At 45.9% G+C, this 15,565-nt stretch carries 11 protein-coding genes and 1 pseudogene; 3 read left to right on the forward strand and 9 right to left on the reverse strand.

Features of this window, described 5'->3' with window-relative positions:
* Positions 1–76 precede the first annotated feature (76 nt).
* Entirely contained in the window at positions 77–1,555 is a 1,479-nt protein-coding gene (ilvC, locus tag CLC91_RS13095; RefSeq protein ID WP_095499357.1) for a ketol-acid reductoisomerase, read from the reverse strand.
* A gap of 126 nt (positions 1,556–1,681) precedes the next feature.
* Between ilvC and ilvY the strand changes: the two genes are divergently transcribed.
* The gene (gene ilvY, locus CLC91_RS13100; RefSeq protein WP_095499358.1) at positions 1,682–2,557 is read left to right on the forward strand and encodes an HTH-type transcriptional activator IlvY; all 876 of its coding nucleotides are present in this window, start codon (positions 1,682–1,684) and stop codon (positions 2,555–2,557) included.
* 19 nt (positions 2,558–2,576) lie between these two features.
* Here the strand turns inward: ilvY and CLC91_RS13105 are convergent.
* The 7 genes and pseudogenes from CLC91_RS13105 to leuA form a co-directional block, all read right to left on the reverse strand.
* Positions 2,577–4,754: pseudogene (locus CLC91_RS13105) on the reverse strand (YgiQ family radical SAM protein); the annotation flags it as partial.
* Between the two features lie 68 nt (positions 4,755–4,822).
* Positions 4,823–5,341 carry a GNAT family N-acetyltransferase gene (locus CLC91_RS13110; RefSeq protein ID WP_095500535.1) on the reverse strand — a complete coding sequence of 173 codons (519 nt, stop codon included), beginning with the start codon at positions 5,339–5,341 and terminating at the stop codon, positions 4,823–4,825.
* A gap of 7 nt (positions 5,342–5,348) precedes the next feature.
* Positions 5,349–5,750 (reverse strand): MAPEG family protein, encoded by a 402-nt coding sequence (locus CLC91_RS13115; protein WP_095499361.1) that lies wholly within the window; start codon positions 5,748–5,750, stop codon positions 5,349–5,351.
* A 22-nt stretch (positions 5,751–5,772) separates the two neighbouring features.
* On the reverse strand, positions 5,773–6,393 hold the full coding sequence (gene leuD / locus CLC91_RS13120; protein WP_095500536.1) for a 3-isopropylmalate dehydratase small subunit: 621 nt from the start codon (positions 6,391–6,393) through the stop codon (positions 5,773–5,775).
* An 11-nt stretch (positions 6,394–6,404) separates the two neighbouring features.
* Entirely contained in the window at positions 6,405–7,802 is a 1,398-nt protein-coding gene (gene leuC / locus CLC91_RS13125) for a 3-isopropylmalate dehydratase large subunit (RefSeq protein ID WP_095499363.1), read from the reverse strand.
* A 13-nt stretch (positions 7,803–7,815) separates the two neighbouring features.
* Complete coding sequence (leuB, locus tag CLC91_RS13130; protein WP_095499364.1) at positions 7,816–8,910, reverse strand: 3-isopropylmalate dehydrogenase; 1,095 nt, start codon at positions 8,908–8,910, stop codon at positions 7,816–7,818.
* Positions 8,907–10,472, reverse strand: a complete 1,566-nt coding sequence (leuA, locus tag CLC91_RS13135; protein ID WP_095499365.1) for a 2-isopropylmalate synthase — start codon at positions 10,470–10,472, stop codon at positions 8,907–8,909. The genes leuB and leuA overlap by 4 nt, the downstream gene beginning before the upstream one ends.
* Before the next feature lie 407 nt (positions 10,473–10,879).
* Here leuA and CLC91_RS13140 point away from each other — a divergent pair, with 407 nt between their 5' ends.
* Positions 10,880–12,679 (forward strand): hypothetical protein, encoded by a 1,800-nt coding sequence (locus tag CLC91_RS13140; protein WP_095499366.1) that lies wholly within the window; start codon positions 10,880–10,882, stop codon positions 12,677–12,679.
* Here CLC91_RS13140 and recQ read toward each other — a convergent pair.
* Complete coding sequence (gene recQ / locus CLC91_RS13145; RefSeq protein WP_095499367.1) at positions 12,636–14,486, reverse strand: DNA helicase RecQ; 1,851 nt, start codon at positions 14,484–14,486, stop codon at positions 12,636–12,638. The two genes, CLC91_RS13140 and recQ, sit on opposite strands and share 44 nt — an antisense overlap.
* A 158-nt stretch (positions 14,487–14,644) precedes the next feature.
* On the opposite strand from recQ, the gene rarD reads away from it, so the two are divergent.
* Positions 14,645–15,541 (forward strand): EamA family transporter RarD, encoded by an 897-nt coding sequence (rarD, locus tag CLC91_RS13150; RefSeq protein WP_095499368.1) that lies wholly within the window; start codon positions 14,645–14,647, stop codon positions 15,539–15,541.
* Positions 15,542–15,565 lie beyond the last annotated feature (24 nt).

A 15,565-nucleotide genomic window follows, 5' to 3' on the forward strand; every position in this document is an offset into this window, starting at 1 on the left:
AAATTAACAAGTGCTTTTTCAATCTATGAGTGATTTTATCGCTAGACCTCCTGTCCGCTCACAGTTCTGCTTCAACCTAGTCCACCGCTATCTGTTTCATTGCCGTCATGTAACCTCGTAACTCTTCACCGATAATTTCAACCGGATGATTTCGAATGGCTGAGTTCACTGCAATCAAATGCTGATTGTCTACCGTATTCGATTCTGGGACATAGCCTTTGCCAACAAACTCGGAAGGTAATTGATTGACAAAGTCCCGCAACAACGGAACGGCTTCATTGCAGAATAAATAACAACCGTATTCCGCGGTATCTGAGATTACGATGTTCATTTCATACAATCGCTTACGCGCGATGGTGTTAGCAATTAATGGGGTTTCATGAAGCGACTCGTAGTATGCAGATTCCTCGATGATTCCAGCTGCCACCATGGTGTCGAATGCTAGTTCCACGCCCGCCTTACACAAAGCCACTAAAAAAATGTTCTTATCGAAGTAATCTTGCTCGTCGATATCATCATCAACAGTCGGCGCTTTCTCAAAGCTGGTTTCATTGGTTTCTTCTCGCCAAGTCAACAGTTTAATGTCGTCGTTCGCCCAATCTTCCATCATAGTTCGAGAGAACTCACCGCTAATGATATCGTCCATGTGCTTTTCGAACAGCGGGCGCATTCGTTCCGTTAGATCGTCCGCCAAGGCATAGGCTTGAATTTTCGCGGGATTAGAGAGGCGATCCATCATATTGGTGATTCCACCGTGTTTTAGTGCTTCGGTTACCGTCTCCCAACCTTGCTGAATAAGCTTCGCCGCGTATCCTGAGTCAATGCCATCGGCCACCATTTTCTCGTGCGCGAGAATTGCTCCGGTTTGCAATGCCCCACAAAGGATCGTTTGCTCGCCCATTAAGTCGGATTTCACTTCCGCAACAAAAGAGCTGTGCAAAACGCCAGCTCGGTCTCCGCCAGTGGCTGAGGCATAAGCCTTAGCAGTTTCAAAACCAATACCTTGCGGATCGTTTTCAGGGTGAACAGCAATCAGGGTTGGAACCCCAAAGCCGCGTTTATATTCTTCTCGCACTTCGGTTCCCGGGCACTTAGGGGCTACCATGATTACCGTGATGTCTTCACGAACCTGCATCCCTTCTTCCACAATATTAAAACCATGAGAATAAGAAAGCACGGCACCTTGCTTCATTAATGGCATTACAGAAGAGACGGCGTTGGTATGCTGCTTATCAGGCGTTAGGTTTAACACCATGTCCGCTGCAGGGATCAATTGCTCTACTGTCCCCACCTTAAAGCCGTTTCCTGTGGCAGTCAGATACGATTTACGCTTTTCTGCAATCGCTTCTGGGCGAAGCGCGAAGCTAATATTGCACCCTGAATCACGCATATTCAGGCCTTGGTTTAATCCCTGAGCACCGCACCCAAGAATCACGATATTCCAGCCTTTGATGTAGTTACAGCCATCCACAAACTCATCGGAATCCATAAAACGGCATTGCCCTAGTTGTTCCAATTGTTGACGTAAATTCAAAGAATTAAAGTAATTAGCCATAACGACTCCAGTGCAATTAATCAGCAGAAAAGATAGAACTTGAACAAACTATAACCTAGCTATCTAATTGCTTAAAATGATATATTCGGGATAACGCCTTGCATAATATGAAATGTTTTAACGATCATGGATATTCGATCTCTGCGGTTATTTCTTCATTTAAGCCAAACTCTTCATTTCGCTAAGACGGCACAACAGATGCACGTTAGCGCATCAACCTTAAGCCGTTGCATTCAACGACTAGAAGATCAAGTTGGTCAACCCCTATTGCTACGAGACAATCGCAGAGTAAAGTTAACCTCCGCGGGTGTTGAGTTTTTGAATTTTGCCCGGCAAACCTTAGAAAATTGGCAATCGTTGAAACAAAAGATAGCCGATTCCAGCGGTTTCGTCACAGGAGAGCTTAAGCTTTTTTGTTCGGTAACCGCCGTTTATAGTCATCTGCCCGGAATACTGGAGCGATTTCGTCAAGATTACCCAAAGATCGAGATTCAATTAACCACCGGTGACCCTTCTCAGGCTGTAGATTTAATTCAACGCAATCAGGTGGATATAGCGGTTTCAGCGCACCCAGATGTACTGCCCGAAGCGGTTCACTTCTCTTCGTTAGATGAAATACCTCTGTTGATTATTGGCCCTGCACTGCCAGGAGCGGTATCCAAGCTTATTAACGAGCCCCAAACTCCCTGGGAGAAGCTACCGTTCATTTTGCCGGATCATGGACCGGCACGACGCCGAGCCGATGCTTGGTTTAAGGAAATGGAATTTCAGCCTAACATTTACGCCAAAGTTTCCGGACATGAAGCCTTGGTCAGCATGGTGGCATTGGGATGCGGCGTCGGTATCACGCCTTCAGTAGTGGTGGAGAATTCACCCGTGAAAGACAGAGTAGTAACCATAAACAGTCGGGCCACCATAGAACCATTTACCATAGGTATTGTGGCGCAAAAAAGGCGGCTTAATGATCCCATCATCGCCGCTTTCTTATCGATATTAGATTAGCTTACAGTGGTTTGCTGCGTTTCGATTTAAATCGCTTAGCATTGCTCGATTTAGCGCTTTTGCTCGGCTTTCCCTTCGCTATCGCTTTACCCGCATGAACGCCGGTGTGCTTCGTTGCTGCGCGATAGCTCTTGTTAGAAGCATGTTTGTGCGAGCTTCGACCTGCTGGCGGCACCAAATGCTGAGGTCCGGTTCCAATTAAGTCTTTTCGACCCATGTTAAACAGTGCTTCACGGATTAATGGCCATCCTTCTGGATCATGATATCGAAGCAAGGCTTTATGCAACCGTCGCTGCCGCCCTTTTTTCGCCACAATAACTTCGTCACTACCGTGTTTTACCTTCGTCAAAGGATTCAGCTCGGCATGGTACATGGTGGTAGCATTCGCCATCGGGGATGGGTAGAAGTTCTGAACTTGGTCCAGCTTAAATTTTTCAGATTTAAGCCAAAGCGCCAAATTGACCATGTCCATGTCTTCGGTACCGGGATGTGCCGAAATAAAATAGGGAATCACGTATTGTTTTTTACCGGCGGCCTTAGAGTACTTATCGAACATGGATTTGAATTTATGATAACTACCCATGCCCGGTTTCATCATCATTTGCAGCGGATTTGATTCCGTATGCTCCGGCGCAATTTTCAAATAGCCACCAACATGATGCTCCACCAGCTCTTTTACGTATTCAGGATCTTCGATGGCTAAGTCGTAGCGCACACCGGACGCAATAAGTATTTTCTTAATGCCGGGCACGGCCCGCGCTTGCCTATACAGGTCGATGGTGTGCTTGTGATCCGTTTTTAAGTGACCGCAAATACTCGGAAAAACACAGGAGTATCGTCGACATGTGGATTCTGCCTTTTCACTGTCACAACCTAAGCGGTACATGTTGGCCGTGGGCCCTCCTAAATCAGAGATTACACCAGTAAACCCAGGCACTTTATCTCTGATTTGTTCAATTTCGCGAACAATGGATTGCTTCGAGCGATTCTGAATAATACGACCTTCATGCTCGGTAATGGAGCAAAATGAGCAACCACCAAAGCAGCCGCGCATGATGTTGATGGAGGTTTTAATCATGTCATAGGCTGGAATTTTTGCCTTGCCATAGCTTGGGTGAGGCACCCGCGCATAGTTAAGGTCAAACACCCAGTCCATTTCTTCAGTTGTGAGTGGAATTGCCGGCGGATTGACCCAAACGCCACGATCGCCATGGGGCTGAAACAGTGCTCGAGCGCATCCAGGATTCGTTTCTTGATGCATCACTCGAGAGGCGTGAGCGTATAAGTATTTATCGTCTTTTACGCGTTCGAATGAGGGTAATAAGATGTATTGCTTTTCCCACGGCTTTGGCTTCGCCGGCTGCACAGTTACTGGCTTAGCAGTTTCATTATCGAATATTTTAACGTCACTGGGACCCGACAAATTTTGACAGCCTACATCATCTGCACCATAGGGGTTGGGAATGGGGTCGATGCGTTTTAATTGATCGAGTTTACGCGAGTCCATACCACCCCACTCTGTGAGCGGCTGTTTGGATATGATAGCAGTGCCGCGCACGCTGGTAATAGACGCAATGGGCTCTCCCGCGGCCAGTCGAGCGGCCACCTCGACTAACGGGCGTTCGGCATTGCCATAAACTAGAATATCGCCCTTGGCATCAAAGATTACTGAACGGCGCACTTTGTCTTGCCAATAGTCATAATGCGCAATGCGGCGCAAACTTGCTTCAATACCGCCGAGGATGACCGGCACTTCTTTGAAGGCTTCTTTACAACGCTGAGTGTAAACAGTTACCGCTCTATCAGGCCTTTTACCGCCTTCATTGTTGGGAGTGTAGGCGTCGTCATGCCGAATCTTCCGATCAGCGGTATAGCGATTAATCATGGAGTCCATGTTGCCTGCCGTAACCCCAAAAAATAACTTGGGTTTGCCCAGCTTCATGAAATCATGTTTAGAGTGCCAGTTGGGTTGCGCAATAATGCCCACTCGGTACCCCTGAGACTCCAACATTCGGCCAATCACGCCCATACCAAAACTTGGATGGTCCACATAAGCGTCGCCGGTTACTAGGATAATGTCGCAAGCATCCCACCCCAATTGCGCCATTTCTTTTTTCGACATCGGCAAGAATGGCGCTGTCGATTCACTGGCGTGACAGTATTTGGGGTAATCGAATATGTTAGTGGCGGCTTGCATGCATTTTACCTAGCAATAATATGGCGGCGGATTATAGCAGTCTGCGCAGAAAAGCGGGAGTTTATTGCTTAAATATTAGCCCTGTGCTCATTTAAGGGCAAACCTAAGATGGTTAAATCTACGTATCGTTTATCTAACCGAGCAAGTTGGGGTAATTCTCCCCAAACTTGAAACTGATTCTTTTGAAAAAGACCAATGCTCGGCAAATTATGAGCAAACACAAAAGCCACTAAAGTTTGAATTCCCAAGCTCGGCGCTTTGTTGATGGCGTGCCGTAGCAAATATTGTGCTACACCAAATCCATGCCAATCACGGTCAATATACACGGCGACTTCTGCGGTAATATCGTAGGCCGGACGACCATAAAAATCTCGAAGGCTGCACCACCCGAGCACTCGATTCTCTTTTACCGCCACCCAAAGCGGTCGTCGCTCATGATGGCTATCAAACCATGCTTGCCTGCTGCTCACACTCACCGGCTCAACATCTGCGGTGGCCATACGTTTAGGAATGCTTTGATTATAGATATCAACAATCGCTGCTAATTCATCTCTGTTAGCATGCCTTATGGATACGACCGAACTCATGGATATGCTATACCCATCGAATTATCGCTAACAGCATGGTTATAAGGGCTAACGCGGCCAATAGGATCCAAGTAATTAAGGTGCCCCAAAATCGACCGCTATGAACCGCTCCGCGACCAACAATAAGCCCCCACGGATGGGCTATTCTTGCAACTATCCATGCGACACCAAACAGATGCAAAATCCAAGGTGACAATTGCATTGACTCGGCACCAATAAACAACAGCAAAACAATCGGTGCGTACTCCAACAAATTGGCATGGGCACGAATCCGAAGTTGCAAATCTTTATTGCCACCGTCTCCTACGCCTATTTTTGCTTTACGACGCATAGCCACAACCAGGTAGCCTAAGTAAAGCGCCAACAAGCCAGTGGCACCTATATAAAAAGCACTAACGGTCAGTTGCATGGAATTCCCTTTCTAGTAATTGCTATTCGTGACTTGGAGCCGCTTGCCATGGTGCTAGAGCACTCTCATAACGCTCAATCGCCGCTTTATGTTCGAGTGTTAAACCTATCGTGTCTAAACCATTAAGTAAATTATGACGAGCAGAATCTTCAATGACAAAACTAAATGCTTGTCCCGATGCGATCGTGACTTTCAACGCTTGTAAATCCACTTCTATGTAATTGACTTTATTCCGAATGAGCTGCTGTAAAATGACCTGTATGTTTTGTTCACTTAACCGAACCGGCAGCAACCCGTTGTTAATTGCATTGGAATAAAAAATATCCGCAAAACTTGGAGCTATGATGACCTTAAATCCATAATCGGCCAATGCCCACGGGGCATGCTCTCTCGAAGAGCCGCAACCAAAATTGTCGCCAGCGAGCAAAATACTGGCGCCGCGATTCTGAGGTTGGTTCAATTCAAAATCCGGGTTGTCTTTTTGCCCCTCATCATCTAAAAAACGCCAATCGTGAAATAAGTGCTGTCCAAACCCTTCTCTGGTTACTTTAGACAAGAACTGTTTAGGTATGATTTGGTCAGTATCGATGTTGTTATGCAACAGCGTGGCAACAATGCCTTTGTGAGTAGTAAAAGCTTGCATTATTGACTCCGTTATAACTTTCTAATATCAACGAAATGACCGGCCACAGCCGCTGCCGCCGCCATAGCTGGGCTCACTAAATGGGTTCTGCTACCGCGCCCCTGACGCCCTTCAAAATTACGATTACTGGTTGATGCACAGCGATCACCCGGTTCCAGCACATCATCGTTCATCGCTAAGCACATAGAGCAACCAGGCAAGCGCCACTCAAAACCGGCCGCCTCGAAGACCTTATCTAGCCCCTCTTTCTCGGCTTGCGCTTTTACTATGCCGGAGCCAGGAACAACGATGGCTTCAACACCTCGAGCCACTTTTTTACCTTGAGCTTGAGCCGCAGCTTCGCGTAAATCTTCTATACGAGAGTTGGTGCACGAACCAATAAATACCTTATTAATCGCGATTGACTCGATAGCTTGACCAGCTTGGAGATCCATATACTCCAATGCTTTTTGCATACCTTGACGCACTGACTCATCAATGGTTTGACGAGGGTCCGGCACGCGTTCGTTGATTGCTACCACTTGCCCCGGGTTAGTCCCCCAAGTGACTTGGGGGGCAATGTCATGGGCAAAGAGCGTTACGACGCGATCGAAAGACGCTCCTTCATCGCTTTTAAGCTGCTTCCAGTCTTGTATCGCAGCCAGCCACTCTTCATCCTTTGGAGCGTATTTACGGCCTTTCAAGTAATCGAAAGTGGTGTCGTCTGGCGCGATCATTCCCGCCTTGGCGCCCATCTCGATAGCCATATTACATACGGTCATGCGGCCTTCCATCGACAAGCCTGTAATGCCTTCACCACAAAACTCGACTACGTAGCCGGTGCCTCCTGCTGAACCCACTTTGCCAATGATGGCTAATACCACGTCTTTTGCAGTAATGCCGGCAGCTAACTCGCCTACCACTTCAATTTTCATCGTTTTCGCACGTTGTTGACGTAAGGTCTGAGTAGCCAGAACATGCTCAACTTCTGAGGTACCAATACCAAACGCTAACGCTCCAAATGCGCCGTGCGTAGCGGTATGAGAGTCGCCACAAACTATCACGGTGCCCGGTAAGGTAATCCCTAGCTCAGGCCCCATAACATGGACAATCCCTTGATTCGGATGGTGAATGTCATACAGCACGACTCCAAACTCTTGGCAATTCTTTGTTAGCGTTTCGACTTGCGTCCGAGCCATCGGGCTCAAGGCATCTAACGATGCTGAGCGTGTCGAAGTGTTATGGTCCATGGTTGCAAACGTTTTTTTAGGTTGCGCCAAGCGACGACCTGCTGCTCGCAAACCATCAAAAGCTTGCGGAGAAGTGACCTCGTGAACCAAATGTCTATCGACGTATATGAGTGGCGCCTCATCTTCTCCGGCAGTGATTAAGTGAGCGTCCCAAACCTTTTCGTATAATGTCTTTGCCATTGCTTCGATACTCTTAGTTAGACTCATTGATGTATTGCACAATGATGTCGCCCATTTGCTTAGTAGTTTTAGCTGTGTGTTCGCTTCCTGGAGAGATAAGCTCACCGGTTAGATAACCATTGCTAAGCGCCTTTGCCACCGCCTCTTCTATGCATTGAGCGGCGGCGTTTTGATTGAGACTGTAGCGCAGCATCATGGCAGCGGAAAGAATTTGCGCCACAGGATTAGCAACCCCTTTACCTGCGATATCTGGCGCAGAGCCCCCAGCAGGCTCGTATAACCCGAACCCTTTGGAATTTGTGGAAGCAGAAGGTAGCAGTCCCATAGAGCCCGTCAACATAGCGCACTCATCGCTGATGATGTCGCCGAACAAATTTGAACACAGCATAACGTCGAACTCATTCGGACGTTTTAAAAGCTGCATCGTCGCGTTATCAATGTATATATGCTCTAGTTCAACATCTGAAAACTCTGCAGCCACCTGCTCTACCACTTCACGCCAAAGTACCGAGCACGCCAATACATTAGCTTTATCAACCGAAGTGACTTTTTGTCGGCGTGACTGCGCGGCGATAAAGGCGTTTCGAGCAATTCGTTCTATCTCCGAACGGCTATAACGCATGGTGTCGTATGCAAACTCTTGATCGCCGCTACCTTCCCGGCCTTTCGGTTTTCCAAAGTAAATGCCGCCGGTTAGCTCGCGCACAACCAAGATATCGAAACCTTTTTCAGAAATATCCGCTCGCAACGGCGACAGCGCTTCTAATCCTGGGTGAAGCGTGGCGGGACGTAGGTTACAGAACAATTCGAAATGGCCACGCAAGGGTAAGAGAGCACCTCGCTCGGGTTGTTGCTCTGGAGGCAAGTTTTCCCATTTGGGCCCACCAACCGACCCGAACAAAATCGCGTCGCTTTGTTCGCAGCCTCGTAATGTTGAATTTGGTAAAGGCGTTCCATGATTATCGATCGCAATACCACCAACATCGTACTCCTGATAATCGATAACTAAATTAAATTTCTGCTCTACCGCCTGCAAAACTCGTCTTGCTTGTGTCATTACTTCAGGGCCGATACCATCGCCCGCTAATACTGCTACTCGGTAGCTCATACTTCCCCCGCCATTTTTCCACGTTCAATTTGATGTTTGCGCTGCGCAACTTGATCCGCCCGCCAAGTTAAATTCATGACATGCACTAAGGCTCGAGCTGAGGCCTCCACCACATCGGTCGCTAACCCTACGCCGTGAAAGTTTTGATCTTGATAGTTGGCAACAATATCGACCTGCCCGAGCGCATCTTGCCCATGCCCTTTAGCACCTAAGTTATAAGAGCTAACCTCGATACGACGTTGGCTAGCGCGTTGCACTGCTTTATACGCTGCATCGACAGGCCCATTACCCGTTGCCGCCTCTACCACACGTTCTTCTCCAACCAGCATATCAACCGATGCCGTAGCCATGCCGCCCGTATCGGAATGAACAGACAGCTGGGTCAACTGGTAGTAGTCGTCTTGGCTGGTTTGACTATCAATAAACACCAAGGCCTCTAGGTCATAGTCGAAAACCTGCCCTTTTTTATCCGCGAGCTCCAAAAATTCATCGTATAACGTATGCAAATCATAATCTTGTTCGCTATATCCCATCTCTTCCATGCGATGTTTGATCACGTGGCGACCGCTGCGAGAGGTCATATTTAGATGGTTTCGACTCAAGCCAATACTCTCAGGAGTCATAATTTCGTAGGTATTTTCGGATTTCAACATTCCGTCTTGGTGAATCCCCGAAGAATGCGTGAAAGCGTTTCCTCCCACAATGGCTTTGTTTGGCTGGATGGGCATATTACAAACCCGACTAACTAACTGTGAGGTTCGATGAATTTCTTTTGGATTAATATTAGTTTGCAGTCCTAGTAGGGCTTTTCGAGTTTCTAGAATCATAGCAACTTCTTCTAGCGAACAATTGCCAGCTCGCTCACCAATGCCATTAATCGTACACTCGATCTGGCGTGCCCCCTGCTCAACCGCGGCTATTGAATTGGCAACAGAAAGCCCAAGATCATCGTGGCAATGTACTGAAATAATGGCTTGATCGATGTTTGGCACCCGATTAAACAGTGTCGTGATGATATTGGAGAACTCGCTAGGCACGGTGTAACCTACAGTGTCTGGAATATTAATAGTTCTCGCACCTGCTATGATTGCCGCTTCCACTGTTCTGCATAAATTATCGATAGGTGTTCGACCTGCATCTTCGCATGAGAATTCTACATCATCAGTGTAGTTGCGAGCATGTTTAACGGCATTAACCGCCATCTCTAAAACATCATCAAAACTGCGCTTTAGTTTATTCTCGACATGAATGGTTGAGGTTGAAATAAAGGTATGAATACGGAATTGGTCAGCAACCTTTAACGCTTGTGCAGCCGCATCAATGTCTTTTGCAACCGCTCTAGACAAAGCGCAAACTCGGCTGTTTTTAATCTGCCTTGCAATGGTTTGCACTGATTCAAAATCTCCAGGAGAAGATACCGGAAAGCCCACTTCCATAATGTCGACGCCTAGCCGCTCTAACGCTAGCGCAATTTGAAGTTTTTCATTCACCGAAAGGCTCGCAGCTAAGGCTTGCTCACCATCTCGTAACGTGGTGTCAAAAATAAAAACTTGATCCGACATCAGATCTCTCCCTGAGTCTTGCTAATTATTAGTTTGGTATAAAAAAACCCGCACTGGTTGAGTGCGGGTTTTTGAATTCCTTTGGACTTAATTGGCAACCAAAAGCTATTCTCCCACACGATTGCTCGTAAGGTTGAGGAGTAGCTTGAGCAGTAGAACGTTGCCTGTAAACACGTCGATTCCTAAATAAATCCAGTCATGCAATGATTGACTCAAAGACTATAGAAGTCAAGCTCCCCATCACCGTCACAAATGAATATTTATCAAGTTTAACTCACCCTGCTGCTCCTGCTATTGAAAATAGATCAGTGTAAAGGGGTTGTACAAACAGCCCACAAGCTCTAAATTGGCACTATAGAGGGCTGCTATCGCTTTAAATATTACTCAAGGATGATGGTTGATAACTTATGAAACAGCTTAGCTTCTTAGTGTTGGCTTTGGTTGGTTTCTTTGCCTATGCAGGTCCTTCAAAGTCAACACTAGACTCCTTGGCTGCTGACACCTCTATTTCTCCCAATACTGCACTAGAAAAAATAAAGGAAGTTTCCGAAGAGATAGACAACTCGAATTTAAGTTTGAAATTACAAGCTCAGTTTTTACTTTGCATTGCACAAAATAACGCCGGAAACTATTTGTCCGCAAGCAATATAGCAAGTTCAATATTACAGCAGCGCCAAACTCAACTTTCAACCGCTCAAACAGCTTATTTCAAATCATGTTTAGCGATGTCGAAGCTCTATCAAGAAAAATTTACTGATGCTGTAGTTTTGCTCGAATCAGCAGTCCGGCTTGCTGAAAAGTCGGGAAATCGCTCAGCTCTGATTACCGCAATGCAAGTCAGAAGCCTATCTTCTAGCTTTCGTCTCGCATATGCCGAAGGGTTAGAGGATTTACTAGTCGCTTCAGACGCCTATCAATCGGCTATTGACGCTTGGAGCGAGAACGATTGGTACATTCCTCCCCGAAGTACTCTCATTATGACGACAGCTATGATGTACTACTATCTAGAGCAGCATAAAAACGCATTGGAGCAACTCAAGCAGAATAACGCTGATAAATTGCACGACTCGGCAAAGTTAATGCACTTTACCATGCTTGCTGAAATTTCGAATAAGCTAGGTAACACTCCGGATGTTCGTGTTTATCAAAATATTGTTCTAGAAACTTTAACGGAGGTATCAAATAAGCATTATGTAGGAATTGCATTGGGAACAATGGCTAATATTTCTATTGATTTAGAAGACTACGACAAAGCTATTATTTATGCAACGGAAGCGCAGACATTGTTTGCGGAATTAAACCGATATGACTCAGTCACGAACAAGATCCGGATACTTGGCAAGGCTTATCTTTTCAAAGGTGATTACAGATTAGGTTTAGATTACTTAAACCTTGCTCTCAATCGTTATGATTCGACTAAAAACATCTATGAGATTAAATACATTTATGAAGCCTTAAATGAATATTATTCGAAAATTAAAAATTATCAGGAAGCAAATAACGCTAAGAAGCATCTACTCGACTTAGCGAAGCAGCAACTGAAAAATTTGGAGAATAGTCGAATTGCCCAAGCGCGGTTGATATCGACGGCAAAAGAAATAGAAATGAAACAACGAGAGTCTGTAATCCAGAATCAAACTCCTAATTCTATTTCCAAAGCATACATCGCATACGTTGTTGGCTTTATTGGAGCTTTGTCTCTAATCGTACAACTAACTATGCATTTAGTCGGACGCTTTAAGTCTAGACAATCCATTCTATTTGAGCCTCGTAGTATTCTGAAATCTAGAATATCTGCGGCTAAATTTATCGAAAAAAATAAGACACTAAATCTAACAATGACGGGGATAAATATTCAGCTCAATCGAACGGTTGTTACAGATAAGCAAAAATCTAAACTCCTTTTAGAAAATGCAAGTAAGATCTGTACGCAGCACTTGCGAAACACAGATGCTATATTCTCTCACCAGTTAGGTTATATGCTACTTTGTCCGCACATGGACGATGCGGGAGCGGAAATTCTTATTCAAGAACTAACTCGTCATTTCGATTCATTGGGAATCGCAGAGCACATTGAGCTTGGGGCCGCGCAAATGCGAAGTATCGATACGCTTGAAACTCTTTTACAACAAGCTCAATTGGACAGTTTACGCCGCCATGGAGTTAGTTCCCGCCAATACCATCAGCCGCTAAATGAGCTTCAATAGCCGCCATAAAGTCTTGTCCATACCGCTCTAGTTTAGTTTGGCCCACACCGTTTATCTCTAAAAACTCTGTAGCGGTTGTCGGTGTTGTTTGCGACATTTCCGCAAGAGTCGCATCTGAAAAAACAACGTAGGGCGGAACTCCGTGTTGGTCAGCAAGCTCTTTTCGCAAGCTCCTCAAGCGACTGAATAACACGCGGTCATAGTTTCTTGGTATGGTTCGTTCTTTAGAGCGACTGCTGTTGACAAGTCTTGGCTCCGCAAGTTCTAGTTGCTGCTCTCCTTTGAGGACCGCTCTTGCTGCGTTGTTTAGCCTTAGTATTGCGCTTCTGGTGATATCTTGGCTAAGAAATCCAAGATGTATGAGTTGGCGAGTAATGCTATACCAATGTTCGTGACTCCGATTACGCCCAATTCCAAACGTTGAAAGCTTGTCATGTCCGCGTTCGGCTATGGCTTGGTTTTTGGTTCCCTTCAGCACCTCTACGGTATGCCCAACTCCGAAGCTCTGCTTTAGTCGGTAGACACAAGAAAGTACTTTTTGAGCCTCTTCAGTGCCATCAAATCGTGCCGGCGGATTCAAACATATATCACAATTACCGCAAGCGACATGACTTGGTTCGTCGAAGTAATTTAGAAGTACTTGTCGTCGACAGGTAATGCCGTTAGCAAACTCCGCGACACTGCTTAATTTGTGAAGCTCAACTCGCAATTGTTCTTCATTCTTAGCGCTAGAGCTTAGCAAGCTTCTAACTCTGCCTTCATCCGCAGGGTCGAACAACAATAATGCTTCCGCATCCAGCCCATCTCGGCCTGCACGACCAATTTCCTGGTAGTATGACTCTATGCTCTTCGGAAGGTCATAGTGGACCACAAATCGCACATTCGACTTATTAATGCCCATACCAAACGCAACCGTAGCAACGACGATATCAAGCTCGTCACAAATAAAGCGTTCTTGAACCTTAGCTCGAACATCAAGCTCCATTCCTGCGTGATAGCCTGCCGCTTTATACCCTGCCATTACAAGCGTTTCGGCAACCAGCTCTACCTTGCGCCTGCTGCCACAATAGATGATGCCGCTGCTGTCTTTTTGCAGCATTAAAAAGCGCTTCAACTGCTGCATAGGTTGCAACTTTTCAGCCACGGTATAGCGAATGTTAGGCCTATCGAAACTGGAAAGCTGTACCAAAGGATTTTGCAGCCCTAATCGTTGCAAGATATCTTGGCGGGTCGCGTGATCTGCAGTTGCTGTGAGCGCCATAATGGGCACTTGAGGCATAAGTTGTTTAAGCCGACCCAGTGACGCGTAATCCGGTCTAAAATCGTGCCCCCATTGCGAAATACAATGGGCTTCATCAATTGCTATAAAGCTTATATTTGACTCTAACAGTCGCTCTAAAAAGGTGCCCGCCAATAATCTTTCTGGTGACACATAAAGCAACTTAAGGTTATCGCTACGAATTCGACTAAACACCCCTAATATTTGTTCTCGGGAGCGAGTGGAATTAATGTAATCTGCAGCGACACCGGATTCCACCAAAGCATCCACTTGATCTTTCATTAGACTGATCAACGGCGAAACCACAATAGTCAAGCCCGGCATCAGCAATGCGGGAATCTGATAGCAAAGGCTTTTACCTCCTCCTGTCGGCATGATCACAAGCCCATCACGCCCTTGCATACAGGCCTCAATAACTGCTAATTGCCCATCTCGAAACGCTCGATAACCAAAAACGTGTTCGAGTATACTTTGAGGCGTTTTATCAACGGGTGCTAGCGTGGTGTGAGCTAAGCTCTGTGCTGTCATGGTTCGCTTTATCGTAAAAGATTGGCAGTTATCAGGGTACGTATTTTAATGGTAAATAGCAGCTCTGTCTGTAGTCCTTACGGTTATCAATCTAAATACTTTGGTATCCGCGCTACTAAACCGTACAATAGCGCAAATTTTTCCTGTTGAGCTATTTCATGCAACAACAAAATCAAGGCATCGCGTTTGCTGTCTGCGCCTATGTAATGTGGGGGATGGCTCCATTATATTTTAAGCAACTGCTTGATGTTGAAGCCGATGAAATATTAATGCACCGAGTAATTTGGTCATTTTTCGTCGTGATTTTTATCGTCGCTATTCAAAAAAATTTTGGTAAAGTTCGACAAGTACTTAAACAACCAAAAAATTTACTGGTACTCACACTAACATCCGTCCTTATTGCAGCGAACTGGCTAATTTTCATCTGGGCTGTTAATGCTGGCTATTTGCTAGAAGCCAGTTTGGGTTACTACATAAACCCCCTTCTAAATGTCATGCTTGGGATGATATTTTTCAATGAACGTCTTACGAAACCGCAAGCCATAGCAGTAGCAATTGCCACAATTGGAGTCGCCATTCCTATCGTTTCTCATGGTAGCTTACCTTTGGTTGCATTGGGGCTCGCAGGGACCTTCGGGGCTTATGGCTTACTTCGAAAAAAATTACGGGTAGATGCCAGCACGGGCCTCTTCCTTGAAACCAGCTTACTATTGCCTGTGGCGCTTCTCTACTGGTTAATGTTAACCCCGACAATCACCAGTAATTTATTCACAAACAGTGCTCAGCTTAATACCTTATTACTCGCCGCCGGTATCGTTACCACATTACCATTGTTGTGCTTTGCCGCTGCTGCTAGCCGCATTCCCTTATACATGGTGGGTTTCATTCAATACATAGGACCAAGCATTATGTTTATACTCGCGGTGAACTTATACGGGGAGGCGTTCACTCAAGAAAAAATGATCACCTTTGGCTTCCTTTGGACAGCACTCTTGATCTTTACCTGGGACTTAATCGCAACAAGTCGACGCCAGCACAAACAACGCACCAATTAGCTTTACTTTTTATAGGACAAAAAA

This window comes from Paraferrimonas haliotis, assembly GCF_002282895.1.
Lineage (GTDB): Bacteria > Pseudomonadota > Gammaproteobacteria > Enterobacterales > Shewanellaceae > Paraferrimonas > Paraferrimonas haliotis.